Source organism: Pseudomonas sp. ok266, assembly GCF_900110195.1.
Lineage (GTDB): Bacteria > Pseudomonadota > Gammaproteobacteria > Pseudomonadales > Pseudomonadaceae > Aquipseudomonas > Aquipseudomonas neuropathica.
Genome location: NZ_FOCU01000005.1, coordinates 84,469 through 98,156, shown reverse-complemented (window position 1 = coordinate 98,156; position 13,688 = coordinate 84,469). Strand labels below are relative to the sequence as shown.

Below are 13,688 nucleotides of genomic sequence, written 5' to 3'. Positions count from 1 at the left end.
CACCCAAACCGTGGAACCTTAGAATGAGCACAGCAATCAGTCCGACTGCTTATAACTATAAGGTAGTCCGCCAGTTCGCCATCATGACGGTGGTCTGGGGGATCCTTGGCATGGGGCTCGGTGTCTTCATCGCCTCGCAACTGGTTTGGCCGGAGTTGAACTTCGGTCTGCCGTGGACGAGCTTTGGACGCCTGCGCCCGTTGCACACAAACCTGGTGATTTTTGCCTTCGGTGGCTGTGCACTGTTTGCCACTTCCTACTATGTCGTGCAGCGAACCTGCCAGACGCGACTGATTTCCGATAGCCTCGCGGCCTTCACCTTCTGGGGCTGGCAAGCGGTGATCGTCGGCGCGATCATTACCTTGCCGCTGGGTTACACCACCACCAAGGAATACGCGGAACTGGAATGGCCACTGGCTATTCTGCTGGCGATTGTCTGGGTCACCTACGGTCTGGTGTTCTTTGGCACCATTACCAAGCGCAAAACCAAGCACATTTATGTGGGTAACTGGTTCTACGGTGCGTTCATCGTGGTCACGGCGATGCTGCACATCGTCAACCACGCCTCCCTGCCGGTGAGCTTCTTCAAGTCCTACTCCGCCTACTCCGGCGCGACCGATGCGATGATCCAGTGGTGGTACGGCCACAACGCGGTGGGCTTCTTCCTGACCACCGGTTTCCTCGGGATGATGTACTACTTCGTGCCGAAACAGGCCGAACGTCCGATCTACTCCTATCGTCTGTCGATCGTGCACTTCTGGGCCCTGATCACCCTGTACATCTGGGCCGGCCCACACCACCTGCACTACACCGCACTGCCGGATTGGGCACAATCGCTGGGCATGGCGATGTCGATCATCCTCCTGGCGCCAAGCTGGGGCGGCATGATCAACGGCATGATGACCCTGTCTGGCGCCTGGCATAAGTTGCGCACCGACCCGATCCTACGCTTCCTCGTGGTTTCGCTGGCGTTCTACGGCATGTCGACCTTCGAAGGGCCGATGATGGCGATCAAGACCGTCAACTCGCTCTCGCACTACACCGACTGGACCATCGGCCACGTACACGCCGGCGCCCTCGGCTGGGTCGCGATGATCTCGATCGGCGCGATCTACCACATGATCCCGCGCCTGTTCGGGCGTGCGCAGATGCACAGTGTCGGCCTGATCAACGCGCACTTCTGGCTCGCGACCATCGGCACCGTGCTGTACATCGCTTCGATGTGGGTCAACGGCATCACGCAGGGCCTGATGTGGCGTGCAATCAACGACGACGGCACCCTCACCTATTCGTTCGTTGAAGCGCTGCAAGCCAGCCACCCGGGCTACATCGTCCGTGCCTTGGGCGGTGCTTTCTTCGCCAGCGGCATGTTCCTGATGGCTTACAACGTCTGGCGCACCGTGCGCGCCTCGAACCCGGCTGAAGCCGAAGCCGCTGCCCAGATCGCTGTCGTTGGAGCTCACTGATGAAGCATGAAGCTGTCGAGAAGAATATTGGCCTGCTGGCCTTCTTCATGGTCATCGCCGTCAGCGTTGGCGGCCTGACCCAAATCGTTCCGCTGTTTTTCCAGGACGTCACCAACAAGCCGGTCGAAGGCATGAAGCCGCGTTCGGCGCTGGAACTGGAAGGCCGCGACGTTTACATCGCCAACGGCTGTGTCGGCTGCCACTCGCAGATGATCCGTCCGTTCCGCGCTGAAACCGAACGCTATGGGCACTACTCGGTCGCCGGTGAAAGCGTCTGGGATCACCCGTTCCTGTGGGGTTCCAAACGTACCGGGCCAGATCTGGCCCGTGTCGGCGGTCGTTACTCCGATGACTGGCAACGTGCGCACTTGTACAACCCGCGCAACGTCGTGCCTGAGTCGAAAATGCCGGCTTACCCGTTCCTCGTAGAAAACAAGCTCGACGGCAAAGACACTGCCAGGAAGATGGAAGTGTTGCGCACGCTCGGCGTTCCTTACACCGACGAAGACATCGCCGGGGCCAAGGATGCCGTGAAGGGCAAAACCGAAATGGACGCGCTGGTGGCCTATCTGCAAGGCCTGGGCACCATCATCAAAAGCAAACGGTGATCTGGATGGATATCGGGATGATTCGTGGCCTGGGCACCGTTGTCGTGATGGTGGCCTTCATCGGTCTGGCGCTGTGGGTGTTCAGCCCCAAGCGCAAGTCGGAGTTTGAAGACGCGACCTTGTTGCCTTTTGCGGATGATCCCGAAGCCATCAAGCACGTCGAGCAAGCTTCTAGGAGTAACAAAGAATGACTACATTCTGGAGTCTGTACGTCACAGTCCTCAGTCTCGGTACGATCTTTTCCCTGACCTGGCTGCTGCTGTCGACCCGCAAGGGCCAGCGCAGCGAACAGACGGACGAGACGGTCGGGCACTCTTTCGACGGGATCGAGGAGTACGACAACCCACTGCCGAAATGGTGGTTCATGCTGTTTGTCGGCACCATCATTTTTGCCTTGGGTTACCTGGTGCTGTACCCGGGCCTGGGCAACTGGAAAGGCCTGCTGCCGGGCTACAACTACCTCGATAACGACAAGCAGACCGCGTTCGCCAACGGCCAGACCGGCTGGACCGGCGTGCACGAGTGGGAAAAGGAAATGGCCCGCTCGGACGCCAAGTTCGGTCCGATCTTCGCCAAGTTCGCTGCCATGCCAATCGAAGAAGTGGCCAAGGATCCGCAAGCACTGAAGATGGGTGGCCGTCTGTTCGCCTCCAACTGCTCGGTGTGCCACGGTTCCGACGCCAAGGGCGCCTACGGTTTCCCTAACCTGACCGACGCCGACTGGCGCTGGGGCGGCGAGCCGGAAACCATCAAGACCACCATCATGGGCGGTCGTCACGCAGTGATGCCGGCCTGGGCTGAAGTCATCGGTGAGCAAGGTGTTGCCGACGTAGCAGCATTCGTTGTGACCAACCTGGATGGCCGCAAGCTGCCGGAAGGCACCAAGGCTGATCCGGCCAACGGCGGCAAACTGTTCGCCGCCAACTGCGTGGCCTGCCACGGTCCGGCCGGCAAAGGCACCCCCGCCATGGGTGCGCCTGACCTGACCCACCCGGGCGCGTTCATCTACGGTTCGAGCTTCGCGCAACTGCAGCAGACCATCCGTTACGGCCGTCAGGGCCAGATGCCTGCGCAGGAACAACTGCAAGGCAACGACAAGGTGCACCTGCTGGCGGCATATGTTTACAGCCTGTCCCACGGTGAAAAAGCACCCGAAGCGAACGCCGAGTAAGGCCAGCGCTTGAAGTACAAAAGGCCCCGCCAATGTTGATTGGCGGGGCCTTTTTTCATGCTGGCATTCATGCCTTGAGACATATGCTCAATAGACCTGAGCAGCACTGCCCTGTAGGTTTTTCCCACTCCGATGAACAGCATCGGGTCAACCTTCAAGGATGAAGCCTACATGTCAAAGAATGACGAAACCACACTGCCAAAACGTTTGCAGCCCCTCCATGATCATGAAGCAACGGCGGTGAATAGGCCTGTGGCACCCGCACGCTCACCCTCACCAAACCCTGTAGGTCGCCCAGGTAACAGCGGCGGTCTGGACGGTCTTGGCGGCGGCAGATTGCCCTGACAGGGGGCAGCAAAACACAGCGAATTACGTCCAATATCCTGCGCCCCTGCCCTTTGGCCGGGGCGCTTTCGCCGGTGCCGTTATGACAGTGATAAACCGATCGTCCGCAACCCACCTTTTTGATTGCTGGGCAAACCCCAAAGTAGTAACGTTTCTACACCAGAATCACCGGAGGCCGAACATGATGGCCATCACGACCATTTCCAGCCGCGAATTCAACCAGGACACCAGTGCCGCCAAAAAAGCCGCGCATCAGGGCCCGGTCATCATTACCGATCGTGGCAAACCTGCCCATGTACTGCTGAGCATCGAGGAATACCAGAAACTGACCGGTAGCCAGACCAGCATCGTCGATCTGCTGGTCATGCCGAATGCGCCTGACATCGAGTTCGAAACCGAGCGCGCCGTCATCACTCCTCGCAGCGTGGACCTGTCCTAATGTTTCTACTGGATACCAATGTAGTTTCCGAACTGCGAAAACCCCAGGCCAACAAGCAGGTGGTGACATGGGCAAACAGCGTCGCCCCGGCCAGCCTGTATTTATCGGCCATCACTGTGCTGGAGCTGGAAACCGGCATTCTGCGTATCGAACGCCGCGACCCGCCACAAGGAGGGATGCTGCGCAACTGGCTCGAGCGTCATGTCAAACCCGCATTCTCGGGAAGAATCCTCTCGGTCGATAGCGCCGTCGCTAGCCGATGCGCACAGCTGCACGTGCCTGATCGCAGCAATGAATGCGACGCTTTGATCGCCGCCACCGCGCTTGTTCATGGGCTGACGCTGGTCACCCGTAATGTTGCCGATTTCCAACTCAGCGGCGTTCATCTGATCAATCCATGGAACGCGGCCAATCACTGATCGTCCAAAGCCCCGCCTAATCACTGGCGGGGCTTTTTTATGGGCGCTTGGCAAAGATTGAATGCACCGGCGTCGTATCGATCAGCGTTCGATTGCGCCACTGATTGTTCTTCACCAGATAGACCTGCAACTGCTTGCGGTCCTCGGTGAAACTGGCAATCAGATAGGTTTGCTGAGACGTACTGCCGCTCAGGTAGATGGGTACGCTACCCTCCCAATAGGCATCACCTCCATCCTTATGCAAATGGCCGGCAAAGATCGCCGTCACTTGATATTTATTGACCATATCGGTGAAGCGTTTCTGTTGCGCCTGGGTCCCCTGGTGGCGCAACGGTTTATGCATATTGATGATGATGGCGTACCCCGAGGCTCGCGCCAGTCTGAGGTCCGTCTCGAGCCAGTCGAGCGCATCGTTGATTTCAAATGTCGTCGGGTTCAATGGATGAGCAATCCGGGTGGTATACGTCGGTTCGTTATTGAGTTGAACCATATGAACTTCGCCGATGTTTTTTGAATAGGCGAGACTGCCAGAGTACTTTTTACTGAGAAACCCACTGGTGATTTTCAGATCAAAGCTGTCGACTTTACGCTCATGGTGCTCTTTGAACTCGACAATACTTCCCGCCGCACAGCTATTACTAAAACAATCATCAACATTGTTTTCATAATCGTGATTACCCAAGCCGTATAAATACTCACCTTTGAAGTGCTTGGTCAGTAAATCCTTCATGAACGAACGCTGCCAGCCATGACCAAAAGCGGTTATATCGCCATTGATCATCAAAGGCACCTGGGCTTGAGAGCCGTGCTGATTTCTGAACTCGGCAATACTCCCAAGCTGAGTATCAACCAGCCATTTCGAACGAACATCGAATTCGGCGTCGGATTCCGGCTCCCGGTCATCGGTCTTGTCGGTCCAGGGATATTGAGTATCCGAGGCAAAAACCATGTGTTTCGGTGTTCCGGTTATAGCCTGCGCCGATGCACCCGTCGCCCATAAACACACACCCAGCACAACGCTTGCAAACTTGTTAAAAGCCATACATTAAATTCCGTTTAAATTAATCAATCAGGCGCAAACTTTTCGCGCAAACAGAACTTATTCGAAAAAACAGAAAACTTCAAAGCACTCACAAAGAACAATCAATTGGATTTATTTCAGAGACACTAGCCGCACAAGTTTAATAACCTGCAGAGCACTGAAAATAAACATGACAAGTTCCATTCAACGTGGCGTGGCCCACGCAAAACCACATTCAAAGTTTTCTTTCAGGCCAGACACGCGTCGAGTTGTGCAAAGGAAACCCTGAACGTGACGCCATTCGTGCGGGCGTCCAATCTGACCAGGCTTTTTTATGAAACTCGCAATGACCGCAGCGGCGGACTGTTCTCCCATGGAAACAATGAATTAGCCCTCAAGCCAAAACCGTCCATACTCAACAAGTCAATTGACCTGCATCATGCTTTGCTGCATTCGCTACACCATTCAGGTTTTTTACCCAACGCGACCAAAGGTCGCACCCTTGATCCAGAGCGACCGGCGTATCATTGCGCCACTGCAACACCCCTTTCTGACCTGGGTTGGCACGTATCGACCGAGGCATTTTTCCACTGCCGTGGGATGCAATGATGAGCAACCAGATTCCGGTACACGACGTCACACCACCGAGCAAAAACGCGAACAACAGCGTTGACCTTTACGCCTCTCGAGAAAAAATCTACACCCGCGCGTTCACCGGCCTGTTCCGCAATCTGCGGATGATGGGCGGTGCGGCATTGTTCCTGCTGTATTTCGGTACGGTGTGGCTGAACTGGGGCGGTCATCAGGCCGTGTGGTGGAACCTGCCGGAGCGCAAGTTCTTCATCTTCGGCGCCACTTTCTGGCCACAGGATTTCATTCTGCTCTCGGGCCTGTTGATCATTGCCGCGTTCGGCCTGTTCTTCATTACCGTGTACGCCGGCCGAGTCTGGTGCGGCTACACCTGTCCGCAAAGTGTGTGGACGTGGATTTTCATGTGGTGCGAGAAGGTCACCGAAGGCGACCGCAATCAGCGCATCAAGCTCGACAAGACGCCGATGAGCACCAACAAATTTGCGCGCAAATTCGCCAAACACGCGCTGTGGCTGTTGATCGGTTTTGTCACCGGCATGACCTTCGTTGGCTACTTCTCGCCGATCCGTGAACTGGTCTTCGAATTCTTCACCGGCCAGGCCGATGGCTGGTCGTATTTCTGGGTCGGTTTCTTCACCCTCGCCACTTACGGCAACGCCGGTTGGCTGCGTGAGCAGGTGTGCATTTACATGTGCCCGTACGCACGCTTCCAGAGCGTGATGTTCGACAAGGACACGCTGATTGTTTCCTACGACCCGCGTCGCGGTGAAAGCCGTGGCCCGCGCAAGAAAGGCGTCGATTACAAGGCCCAGGGGCTGGGCGATTGCATCGATTGCACCATGTGCGTTCAGGTGTGCCCGACCGGCATCGACATCCGCGACGGCCTGCAGATCGAGTGCATTGGCTGCGCGGCCTGCATCGACGCCTGCGACAGCATCATGGACAAGATGGATTACCCGCGCGGGCTGATCAGCTACACCACCGAACACAACCTGTCCGGGCAGAAAACCCATAAACTGCGGCCACGCCTGATCGGCTATGCCGTAGTGTTGCTGGCGATGATCAGCCTGTTGGTCACTGCATTCGTGATGCGCTCGCTGGTCGGCTTCGACGTTAGCAAGGACCGCGTGCTGTACCGCGAAAACGCCGAAGGCCGGATCGAAAACGTCTACAGCCTGAAGATCATGAACAAGGATCAGCGCGACCACACTTACGTGCTGGAAGCCGCGGGCCTGCCCGACCTGCGCCTGCAAGGCAAACGCGAGATCAAAGTCGCGGCCGGCGACATCGTCAGCATGCCGGTCGAGTTGTCGAGCGCACCGGAGCAACTGCCATCGAGCACCAACGAGGTGAAATTCATCCTCAAGGATGCCGATGACGACAGCGTCCACGTTGAAGCCAAGAGCCGATTCATCGGCCCACAAATCCGTTGAGAGAACTGAACATGCCCGCAGCAAACGCCGCAAGTCCCTGGTACAAGCACCTTTGGCCATGGATCATCATCGGGATTCTGGCCTGTTCGGTGACCCTGACCCTGTCCATGGTGACCATTGCGGTGAACAACCCGGACAACCTGGTCAACGACAACTACTACGAGGCCGGCAAAGGCATCAACCGTTCGCTGGACCGTGAACTGTTGGCACAGACTCTGAAAATGCGCGCCGCTGTGCATCTGGATGACGTGACCGGTGAAGTTGATTTGCGCTTGAGCGGTGACAGTCAGCCAAAGACCCTGGAGCTGAACCTGATTTCACCGACGCAGCCGGAGAAGGATCGCAAGATTGTCCTGACCCGCAGCGAGACTGAAACCGGGCGTTACATCGGTCAATTGGGTGACAAAGTTGAAGGTCGCCGGTTTGTCGAGTTGCTGGGCAGTCAGGATGATCACGTCTGGCGGATGTTCGAGGAAGAATTGGTTAACCATGACAAGGATCTGCTGCTGGGTGATGAACCGCTGCAAGGTGCCGAAGACTTGAAGAAGTAAACAACTTCAAAAGCCCCCTCACCCTAGCCCTCTCCCCCAGGAGAGGGAACTGATCTCGAGCGTTTGCACGTTTTGTGTATGACAGTAAAGATCCAGTCGACTGAACCAGTTTTTCCGGCTCACACCGATCGGCTCCCTCTCCCTCCGGGAGAGGGCTGGGGTGAGGGCAAGCGGACAACCCCAATGCAAGGGCTTAACCCCTCAACGATGCCATGACCACCCCACTCCCCTGCTATCACTGCGCCCTGCCGGTCCCGTCCGGCAGCCGCTTCACTGCCGTCGTACTCGGGCAATCCCGCGAATTCTGCTGCCCGGGCTGTCAGGCCGTGGCCGAAGCCATCGTCGCCGGCGGCCTGGAAAGCTATTACCAACACCGCAGCGAAGCCTCGGCCAACCCCGAAGCATTGCCGGTGCAATTGGTCGATGAACTGGCCCTGTACGACCGCGCCGATGTGCAGCAACCCTTCGTCCGCCATGAAGGCGAACTGGCTGAAACCACCCTGTTGATGGAAGGCATCAGTTGTGCCGCCTGCGGCTGGCTGATCGAAAAACACCTGCGCACGCTGCCCGCCGTGGCCGAAGCGCGGCTGAACCTGTCCAACCATCGCTTGCACGTGCGCTGGGCCGACGCGCAATTACCGCTGAGCCAAGTGCTCGCCGAACTGCGCCACATCGGCTACGCCGCCCACCCGTATCAGGCCGATCGCGCCAGCGAACAACTGGCCAGCGAAAACCGCCTGGCCCTGCGTCAGCTCGGCGTCGCCGGGCTGCTGTGGTTCCAGGCGATGATGGCGACCATGGCCACCTGGCCGGAATTCAACATCGACCTCAGCCCCGAGCTGCACACGATCCTGCGCTGGGTCGCGCTGTTCCTGACCACACCGATCGTGTTCTACAGCTGCGCGCCGTTCTTCAAAGGCGCGATGCGCGATCTGCGCACACGCCACCTGACCATGGATGTCTCGGTGTCGCTGGCGATCGGCAGTGCCTACATTGCCGGGATCTGGACCTCGATCACCGGGGTCGGCGAGTTGTATTTCGACGCGGTGGGGATGTTTGCACTGTTCCTGCTCGCCGGCCGCTATCTCGAACGCCGTGCCCGCGAACGCACCGCTGCCGCCACCGCGCAATTGGTCAATCTGTTGCCTGCCTCCTGCCTGCGCCTTGATGCAGCCGGCCAGAGCGAACGCATCCTGCTCAGCGAACTGCGCCTCGGCGAGCGGATTCTGGTGCAGGCCGGCTCGATTCTGCCGGCGGACGGCAAGATCATCGACGGCCAATCGAGCATCGACGAATCGCTGCTCACCGGCGAATACCTGCCGCAACCGCGTACCCTCGGCGACACGGTCACTGCCGGCACGCTCAATGTCGAAGGCGCGTTGACCGTGGAAGTTCAGGCGCTGGGCCAAGACACGCGCCTGTCGGCCATCGTCCGTCTGCTCGACCGCGCCCAGGCGGAAAAACCGCGACTGGCGGAAATCGCCGACCGCGCCGCGCAATGGTTTTTGCTGTTATCACTGATTGCCGCCGCGGCCATCGGCCTGCTCTGGTGGGAGCTGGATTCATCGCGCGCATTCTGGATCGTCCTCGCCATGCTCGTTGCGACCTGCCCGTGCGCGCTGTCGCTGGCCACACCGACCGCGCTCACCGCAGCCACCGGGACATTGCACAAACTCGGTTTGCTGCTGACCCGTGGTCACGTGCTGGAAGGCTTGAATCAAATCGACACGGTGATCTTCGACAAGACCGGCACCCTCACCGAAGGCCGACTGGTGCTGCGCTCGATTCGCCCGCTCGGCGCGCGCGACAGCGATGAATGCCTGAGCCTTGCCGCCGCACTGGAAAACCGTTCGGAACACCCGATTGCCCGTGCCTTTGGCCGTGCGCCGCTGGCCGCTGAAGAAGTCCACAGCACGCCGGGGCTTGGCCTCGAAGGCTTGGTGGGCGGACAGCGTTTGCGCATCGGTCAGGCAGAATTTGTCTGCGCCCTCAGCGGTGCGAACGTGCCCGCCATGCCGAATGAGGCCGGCCAATGGTTGCTGCTCGGCGACACTCAAGGGCCACTGGCGTGGTTCGTTCTCGACGACCGCTTGCGTGACGACGCCCCCGCCCTGCTCGCCGCGTGCAAGGCGCGCGGCTGGCGTACGCTGTTGTTGTCCGGCGACAGCTCGCCAATGGTCGCCAGTGTAGCTGCGGAATTGGGCATCGATGAAGCTCGTGGCGGTTTGCGCCCAGACGACAAACTGCAAGTCCTACAACAGCTGCACCGGGAAGGTCGCAAAGTGCTGATGCTCGGCGATGGCGTCAATGACGTGCCGGTACTCGCCGCGGCCGACATCAGCGTGGCCATGGGTTCGGCCACCGATCTGGCGAAAACCAGTGCCGATGCGGTGTTGCTGTCCAACCGCCTCGACGCCTTGATCCAAGCCTTCACGCTCGCGCGGCGGACCCGTCGGGTCATCATCGAGAACCTGCTGTGGGCGGCGCTGTACAATGGCCTCATGTTGCCGTTCGCCGCCCTCGGCTGGATCACTCCGGTGTGGGCCGCCGTCGGCATGTCGATCAGTTCGTTGACCGTGGTGCTCAATGCCCTGCGCCTGACTCGCCTGCCGAGTCCGCCGCCCGCCAGCACCCGATCGCACACCCGCCCGCTGCCGGCCTGAGCCGCGCGGGCACCTGGAGTACAGATGCCAGCTCTCTACGTGATGATCCCGGCCGCCCTGCTGATCGTGGCCATCGCCGTTTACATCTTTTTCTGGGCGGTGGACAGCGGTCAGTACGACGACCTCGACGGACCGGCGCACAGCATCCTGTTCGATGATCAGGATCCGAACCACACCGCCGCCGTGGACGAAGCCAACCCCGACAAACCGGACGACAAGGCCCCACCTCATGCTTGAACTGGCGCCCTTGCTGGTATCGGCATTGATCCTCGGCCTGCTCGGTGGCGGTCATTGCCTGGGCATGTGCGGCGGTTTGATGGGCGCGCTGACCCTGGCGATTCCCAAGGAACAGCGCAGCCGGCGTTTCCGCTTGTTGCTGGCGTATAACCTTGGCCGAATCCTCAGTTATGCCACGGCGGGCTTGCTGATCGGGCTGGCGGGATGGGCGGTGGCGAACAGTCCAGCCGCATTGTTCATGCGTGTGCTGGCCGGGTTGTTGCTGATCGCCATGGGTTTGTATCTGGCCGGATGGTGGAGCGGGCTGACGCGCATTGAAAGTTTGGGGCGCGGGCTGTGGCGTTACATTCAACCGGTGGCCAACCGCTTGCTGCCGGTGTCGAGTGTGCCGCGCGCGTTACTACTTGGCGCGTTGTGGGGCTGGCTGCCGTGCGGACTGGTTTACAGCACATTGCTGTGGTCGGCGAGTCAGGGCAATGCGCTGGACAGTGCGTTGTTGATGCTCGCGTTCGGCCTCGGCACCTGGCCGGTTTTGCTGGCGACGGGGCTTGCGGCGGAACGCGTGACTGCCATTTTGCGCAAACGCAGCGTGCGCATGGCGGGTGGACTGCTGGTGATCCTGTTCGGGATCTGGACATTGCCCGGCCCACATCAGCATTGGCTCATGGGCCATTAGATCGGCGGCGCGGCCTTCGCGAGCAGGCTCGCTCCCACAGGGGATTTTTGTTGCACCACCGATCCAATGTGGCAGCGAGCCTGCTCGCGAAGAGGCCCGCACTAACACCACACTTCTCCCCGTTGATGCAAATCAAAAGCCCCATCGCCGCCGCCCTATAGACTCGCCCACACTGCCAGCCTATCCGGGGGAATGCCCGCATGCTCGACGCCATTCGTTGGGACTCTGATCTGATCCGCCGCTACGACCTGGCGGGGCCGCGCTACACCTCGTATCCGACGGCCGTGCAATTTCACAGTCAGGTCGGCACCTTCGACCTGTTTCATGCCCTGCGCGACAGCCGCAAGGCCCTGCGCCCGTTGTCGTTGTATGTGCATGTGCCGTTCTGCGCGAACATTTGCTACTACTGCGCCTGCAACAAAGTCATCACCAAGGATCGTGGTCGCGCCCTGCCCTACCTGCAGCGGCTGGAGCAGGAAATCCAGTTGATCGCCTGCCACCTCGACCCGGCGCAGAAGGTCGAACAACTGCACTTCGGTGGCGGCACGCCGACCTTTCTCAGCCACGACGAACTGCGTCAGTTGATGGCGCACCTGCGCAAGCATTTCAATCTGCTGGATGACGACTCCGGCGATTACGGCATCGAGATCGACCCGCGTGAAGCCGACTGGTCGACCATGGGCCTGCTGCGCGAACTGGGTTTCAACCGGGTCAGCATCGGCCTGCAAGACCTTGATCCAGCGGTGCAGCGCGCGGTCAATCGCCTGCAAAGTCTGGAAGAAACCCGCGCGGTGATCGATGCTGCGCGTACTCTGCAATTTCGCTCGATCAATATCGATTTGATCTACGGCTTGCCCAAACAGACCTCGGAAAATTTCGCCCGCACCGTTGAAGAAGTCATCAGCCTGCAACCGGACCGGCTCTCGGTGTTCAACTATGCGCACCTGCCCGAGCGTTTCATGCCGCAGCGACGGATCAACGGCAATGAATTGCCCGAGCCTGCGCAGAAGCTGGAAATGCTTGAGCGCACCATCGAGCAGCTCACCGCCGCCGGCTATCGCTACATCGGCATGGATCACTTCGCCCTGCCCGATGACGAGCTGGCGATTGCTCAGGAAGAACAAACCCTGCAACGTAACTTCCAGGGTTACACCACTCACGGCCATTGCGACCTGATCGGATTGGGCGTTTCGGCCATCAGCCAGATTGGCGATCTGTACTGCCAGAACAGCAGCGATCTCAACGAGTACCAGAACACCCTCGCCGCCGCACAACTGGCGACCAGCCGGGGCTTGGTGTGTAACGCCGATGACCGCTTGCGCCGAGCGGTGATTCAGCAACTGATCTGCAATTTCAGCCTGGAATTCGCCGAGATCGAGCAGCAGTTCAACATCGATTTTCAGGGCTATTTCGGCGCGCTGTGGCCGCAGTTGCAGGGTATGGCCAGTGATGGCCTGATCGCGCTGGATCGCGAGCGGATCGCCGTTTTGCCGGCGGGTCGTCTGCTGGTGCGCTCGGTGTGCATGGTGTTCGATGCCTACCTGGAACAGCAGAACCGTCAGCGTTTTTCGCGGGTGATCTAGTTTTTCGTCAGCAACGAACCGACGCTCAGGTTCTGATCCGCGGTCAACCCGGACTGCCCGACCACTTTGGACAAAGCCAGATTGGCCGTGATCAGGCCGGTATTCAACGCGGCGATAGCGCCTCGCAGCGCGGCAGCCTTGATGATCTTTTCTTCGTTGGAAAGGCGCTTGTCGGCCATGACCGCTTCGATGAGTGCCTTTTTCTCGGCAATCTGTTTTTGCAGTTTGCGGATCATCTTCAGCAATTGCTGGATGTTCTCTGGCAAGCCACTGTTCTCGATGTCGCTGTTTTCGCCACCGATACTGGCGGCCTTTTCGATCGATGCGCCGGACAGCGACACTTTGACGCCCTCGACCAAGGTCGGGGTTGCCTCTTCGGGCGAGCCTGGATCGCGTGCATTGCCGGACGCAGCTTTAAACGCTTCCGGCGTTGCCGCAACGTCGCTGCTAGCGGGGCCCAGCGTACCAATCGCGGCCATCGAATC

The 13,688-nt window shown here is 59.2% G+C and carries 15 protein-coding genes; 13 read left to right on the top strand and 2 right to left on the bottom strand.

Annotated elements, in window-relative coordinates; translation table 11 throughout:
* Positions 1 to 23 precede the first annotated feature (23 nt).
* From ccoN to BMY54_RS10545, 6 genes are all read left to right on the top strand, one after another.
* A complete protein-coding gene (ccoN, locus tag BMY54_RS10570; RefSeq protein WP_093431876.1) occupies positions 24 to 1,466 on the top strand; it encodes a cytochrome-c oxidase, cbb3-type subunit I in 1,443 nt (480 codons plus the stop codon).
* Positions 1,466 to 2,074 carry a cytochrome-c oxidase, cbb3-type subunit II gene (gene ccoO, locus BMY54_RS10565; protein WP_093431874.1) on the top strand — a complete coding sequence of 203 codons (609 nt, stop codon included), beginning with the start codon at positions 1,466 to 1,468 and terminating at the stop codon, positions 2,072 to 2,074. The genes ccoN and ccoO overlap by 1 nt, the downstream gene beginning before the upstream one ends.
* 5 nt (positions 2,075 to 2,079) lie before the next feature.
* Positions 2,080 to 2,265: a CcoQ/FixQ family Cbb3-type cytochrome c oxidase assembly chaperone gene (locus tag BMY54_RS10560; RefSeq protein WP_003175465.1), complete on the top strand. Its 186-nt coding sequence runs from the start codon at positions 2,080 to 2,082 to the stop codon at positions 2,263 to 2,265.
* Positions 2,262 to 3,245 carry a cytochrome-c oxidase, cbb3-type subunit III gene (gene ccoP, locus BMY54_RS10555; protein ID WP_093431872.1) on the top strand — a complete coding sequence of 328 codons (984 nt, stop codon included), beginning with the start codon at positions 2,262 to 2,264 and terminating at the stop codon, positions 3,243 to 3,245. Before BMY54_RS10560 ends, ccoP begins: the two co-directional genes overlap by 4 nt.
* A gap of 529 nt (positions 3,246 to 3,774) precedes the next feature.
* Entirely contained in the window at positions 3,775 to 4,029 is a 255-nt protein-coding gene (locus BMY54_RS10550; protein ID WP_175559588.1) for a type II toxin-antitoxin system Phd/YefM family antitoxin, read from the top strand.
* Positions 4,029 to 4,448 (top strand): type II toxin-antitoxin system VapC family toxin, encoded by a 420-nt coding sequence (locus BMY54_RS10545; protein WP_093431866.1) that lies wholly within the window; start codon positions 4,029 to 4,031, stop codon positions 4,446 to 4,448. The genes BMY54_RS10550 and BMY54_RS10545 overlap by 1 nt, the downstream gene beginning before the upstream one ends.
* 37 nt (positions 4,449 to 4,485) lie before the next feature.
* Here the strand turns inward: BMY54_RS10545 and BMY54_RS10540 are convergent, their stop codons facing one another.
* Positions 4,486 to 5,490, bottom strand: a complete 1,005-nt coding sequence (locus tag BMY54_RS10540; protein ID WP_093431863.1) for a metallophosphoesterase family protein — start codon at positions 5,488 to 5,490, stop codon at positions 4,486 to 4,488.
* 270 nt (positions 5,491 to 5,760) lie between these two features.
* Between BMY54_RS10540 and BMY54_RS29930 the strand changes: the two genes are divergently transcribed.
* The 7 genes from BMY54_RS29930 (at position 5,761) to hemN (ending at position 13,203) form a co-directional block, all read left to right on the top strand.
* On the top strand, positions 5,761 to 6,078 hold the full coding sequence (locus BMY54_RS29930; RefSeq protein ID WP_139213396.1) for a hypothetical protein: 318 nt from the start codon (positions 5,761 to 5,763) through the stop codon (positions 6,076 to 6,078).
* Entirely contained in the window at positions 6,078 to 7,493 is a 1,416-nt protein-coding gene (gene ccoG / locus BMY54_RS10535) for a cytochrome c oxidase accessory protein CcoG (protein WP_093431860.1), read from the top strand. The genes BMY54_RS29930 and ccoG overlap by 1 nt, the downstream gene beginning before the upstream one ends.
* Before the next feature lie 11 nt (positions 7,494 to 7,504).
* Entirely contained in the window at positions 7,505 to 8,044 is a 540-nt protein-coding gene (locus BMY54_RS10530; RefSeq protein ID WP_093431857.1) for a FixH family protein, read from the top strand.
* 212 nt (positions 8,045 to 8,256) lie between these two features.
* Positions 8,257 to 10,707: a heavy metal translocating P-type ATPase gene (locus BMY54_RS10525; protein WP_093431854.1), complete on the top strand. Its 2,451-nt coding sequence runs from the start codon at positions 8,257 to 8,259 to the stop codon at positions 10,705 to 10,707.
* A gap of 24 nt (positions 10,708 to 10,731) precedes the next feature.
* On the top strand, positions 10,732 to 10,944 hold the full coding sequence (gene ccoS / locus BMY54_RS10520) for a cbb3-type cytochrome oxidase assembly protein CcoS (protein ID WP_093431851.1): 213 nt from the start codon (positions 10,732 to 10,734) through the stop codon (positions 10,942 to 10,944).
* A complete protein-coding gene (locus tag BMY54_RS10515; RefSeq protein WP_064116888.1) occupies positions 10,937 to 11,620 on the top strand; it encodes a sulfite exporter TauE/SafE family protein in 684 nt (227 codons plus the stop codon). The genes ccoS and BMY54_RS10515 overlap by 8 nt, the downstream gene beginning before the upstream one ends.
* A gap of 200 nt (positions 11,621 to 11,820) precedes the next feature.
* The gene (gene hemN, locus BMY54_RS10510; protein ID WP_093431849.1) at positions 11,821 to 13,203 is read left to right on the top strand and encodes an oxygen-independent coproporphyrinogen III oxidase; all 1,383 of its coding nucleotides are present in this window, start codon (positions 11,821 to 11,823) and stop codon (positions 13,201 to 13,203) included.
* On the opposite strand, the gene BMY54_RS10505 is transcribed toward hemN, so the two are convergent.
* Positions 13,200 to 13,682, bottom strand: a complete 483-nt coding sequence (locus BMY54_RS10505) for a hypothetical protein (RefSeq protein ID WP_093431846.1) — start codon at positions 13,680 to 13,682, stop codon at positions 13,200 to 13,202. The two genes, hemN and BMY54_RS10505, sit on opposite strands and share 4 nt — an antisense overlap.
* Between the last annotated feature and the right edge of the window lie 6 nt (positions 13,683 to 13,688).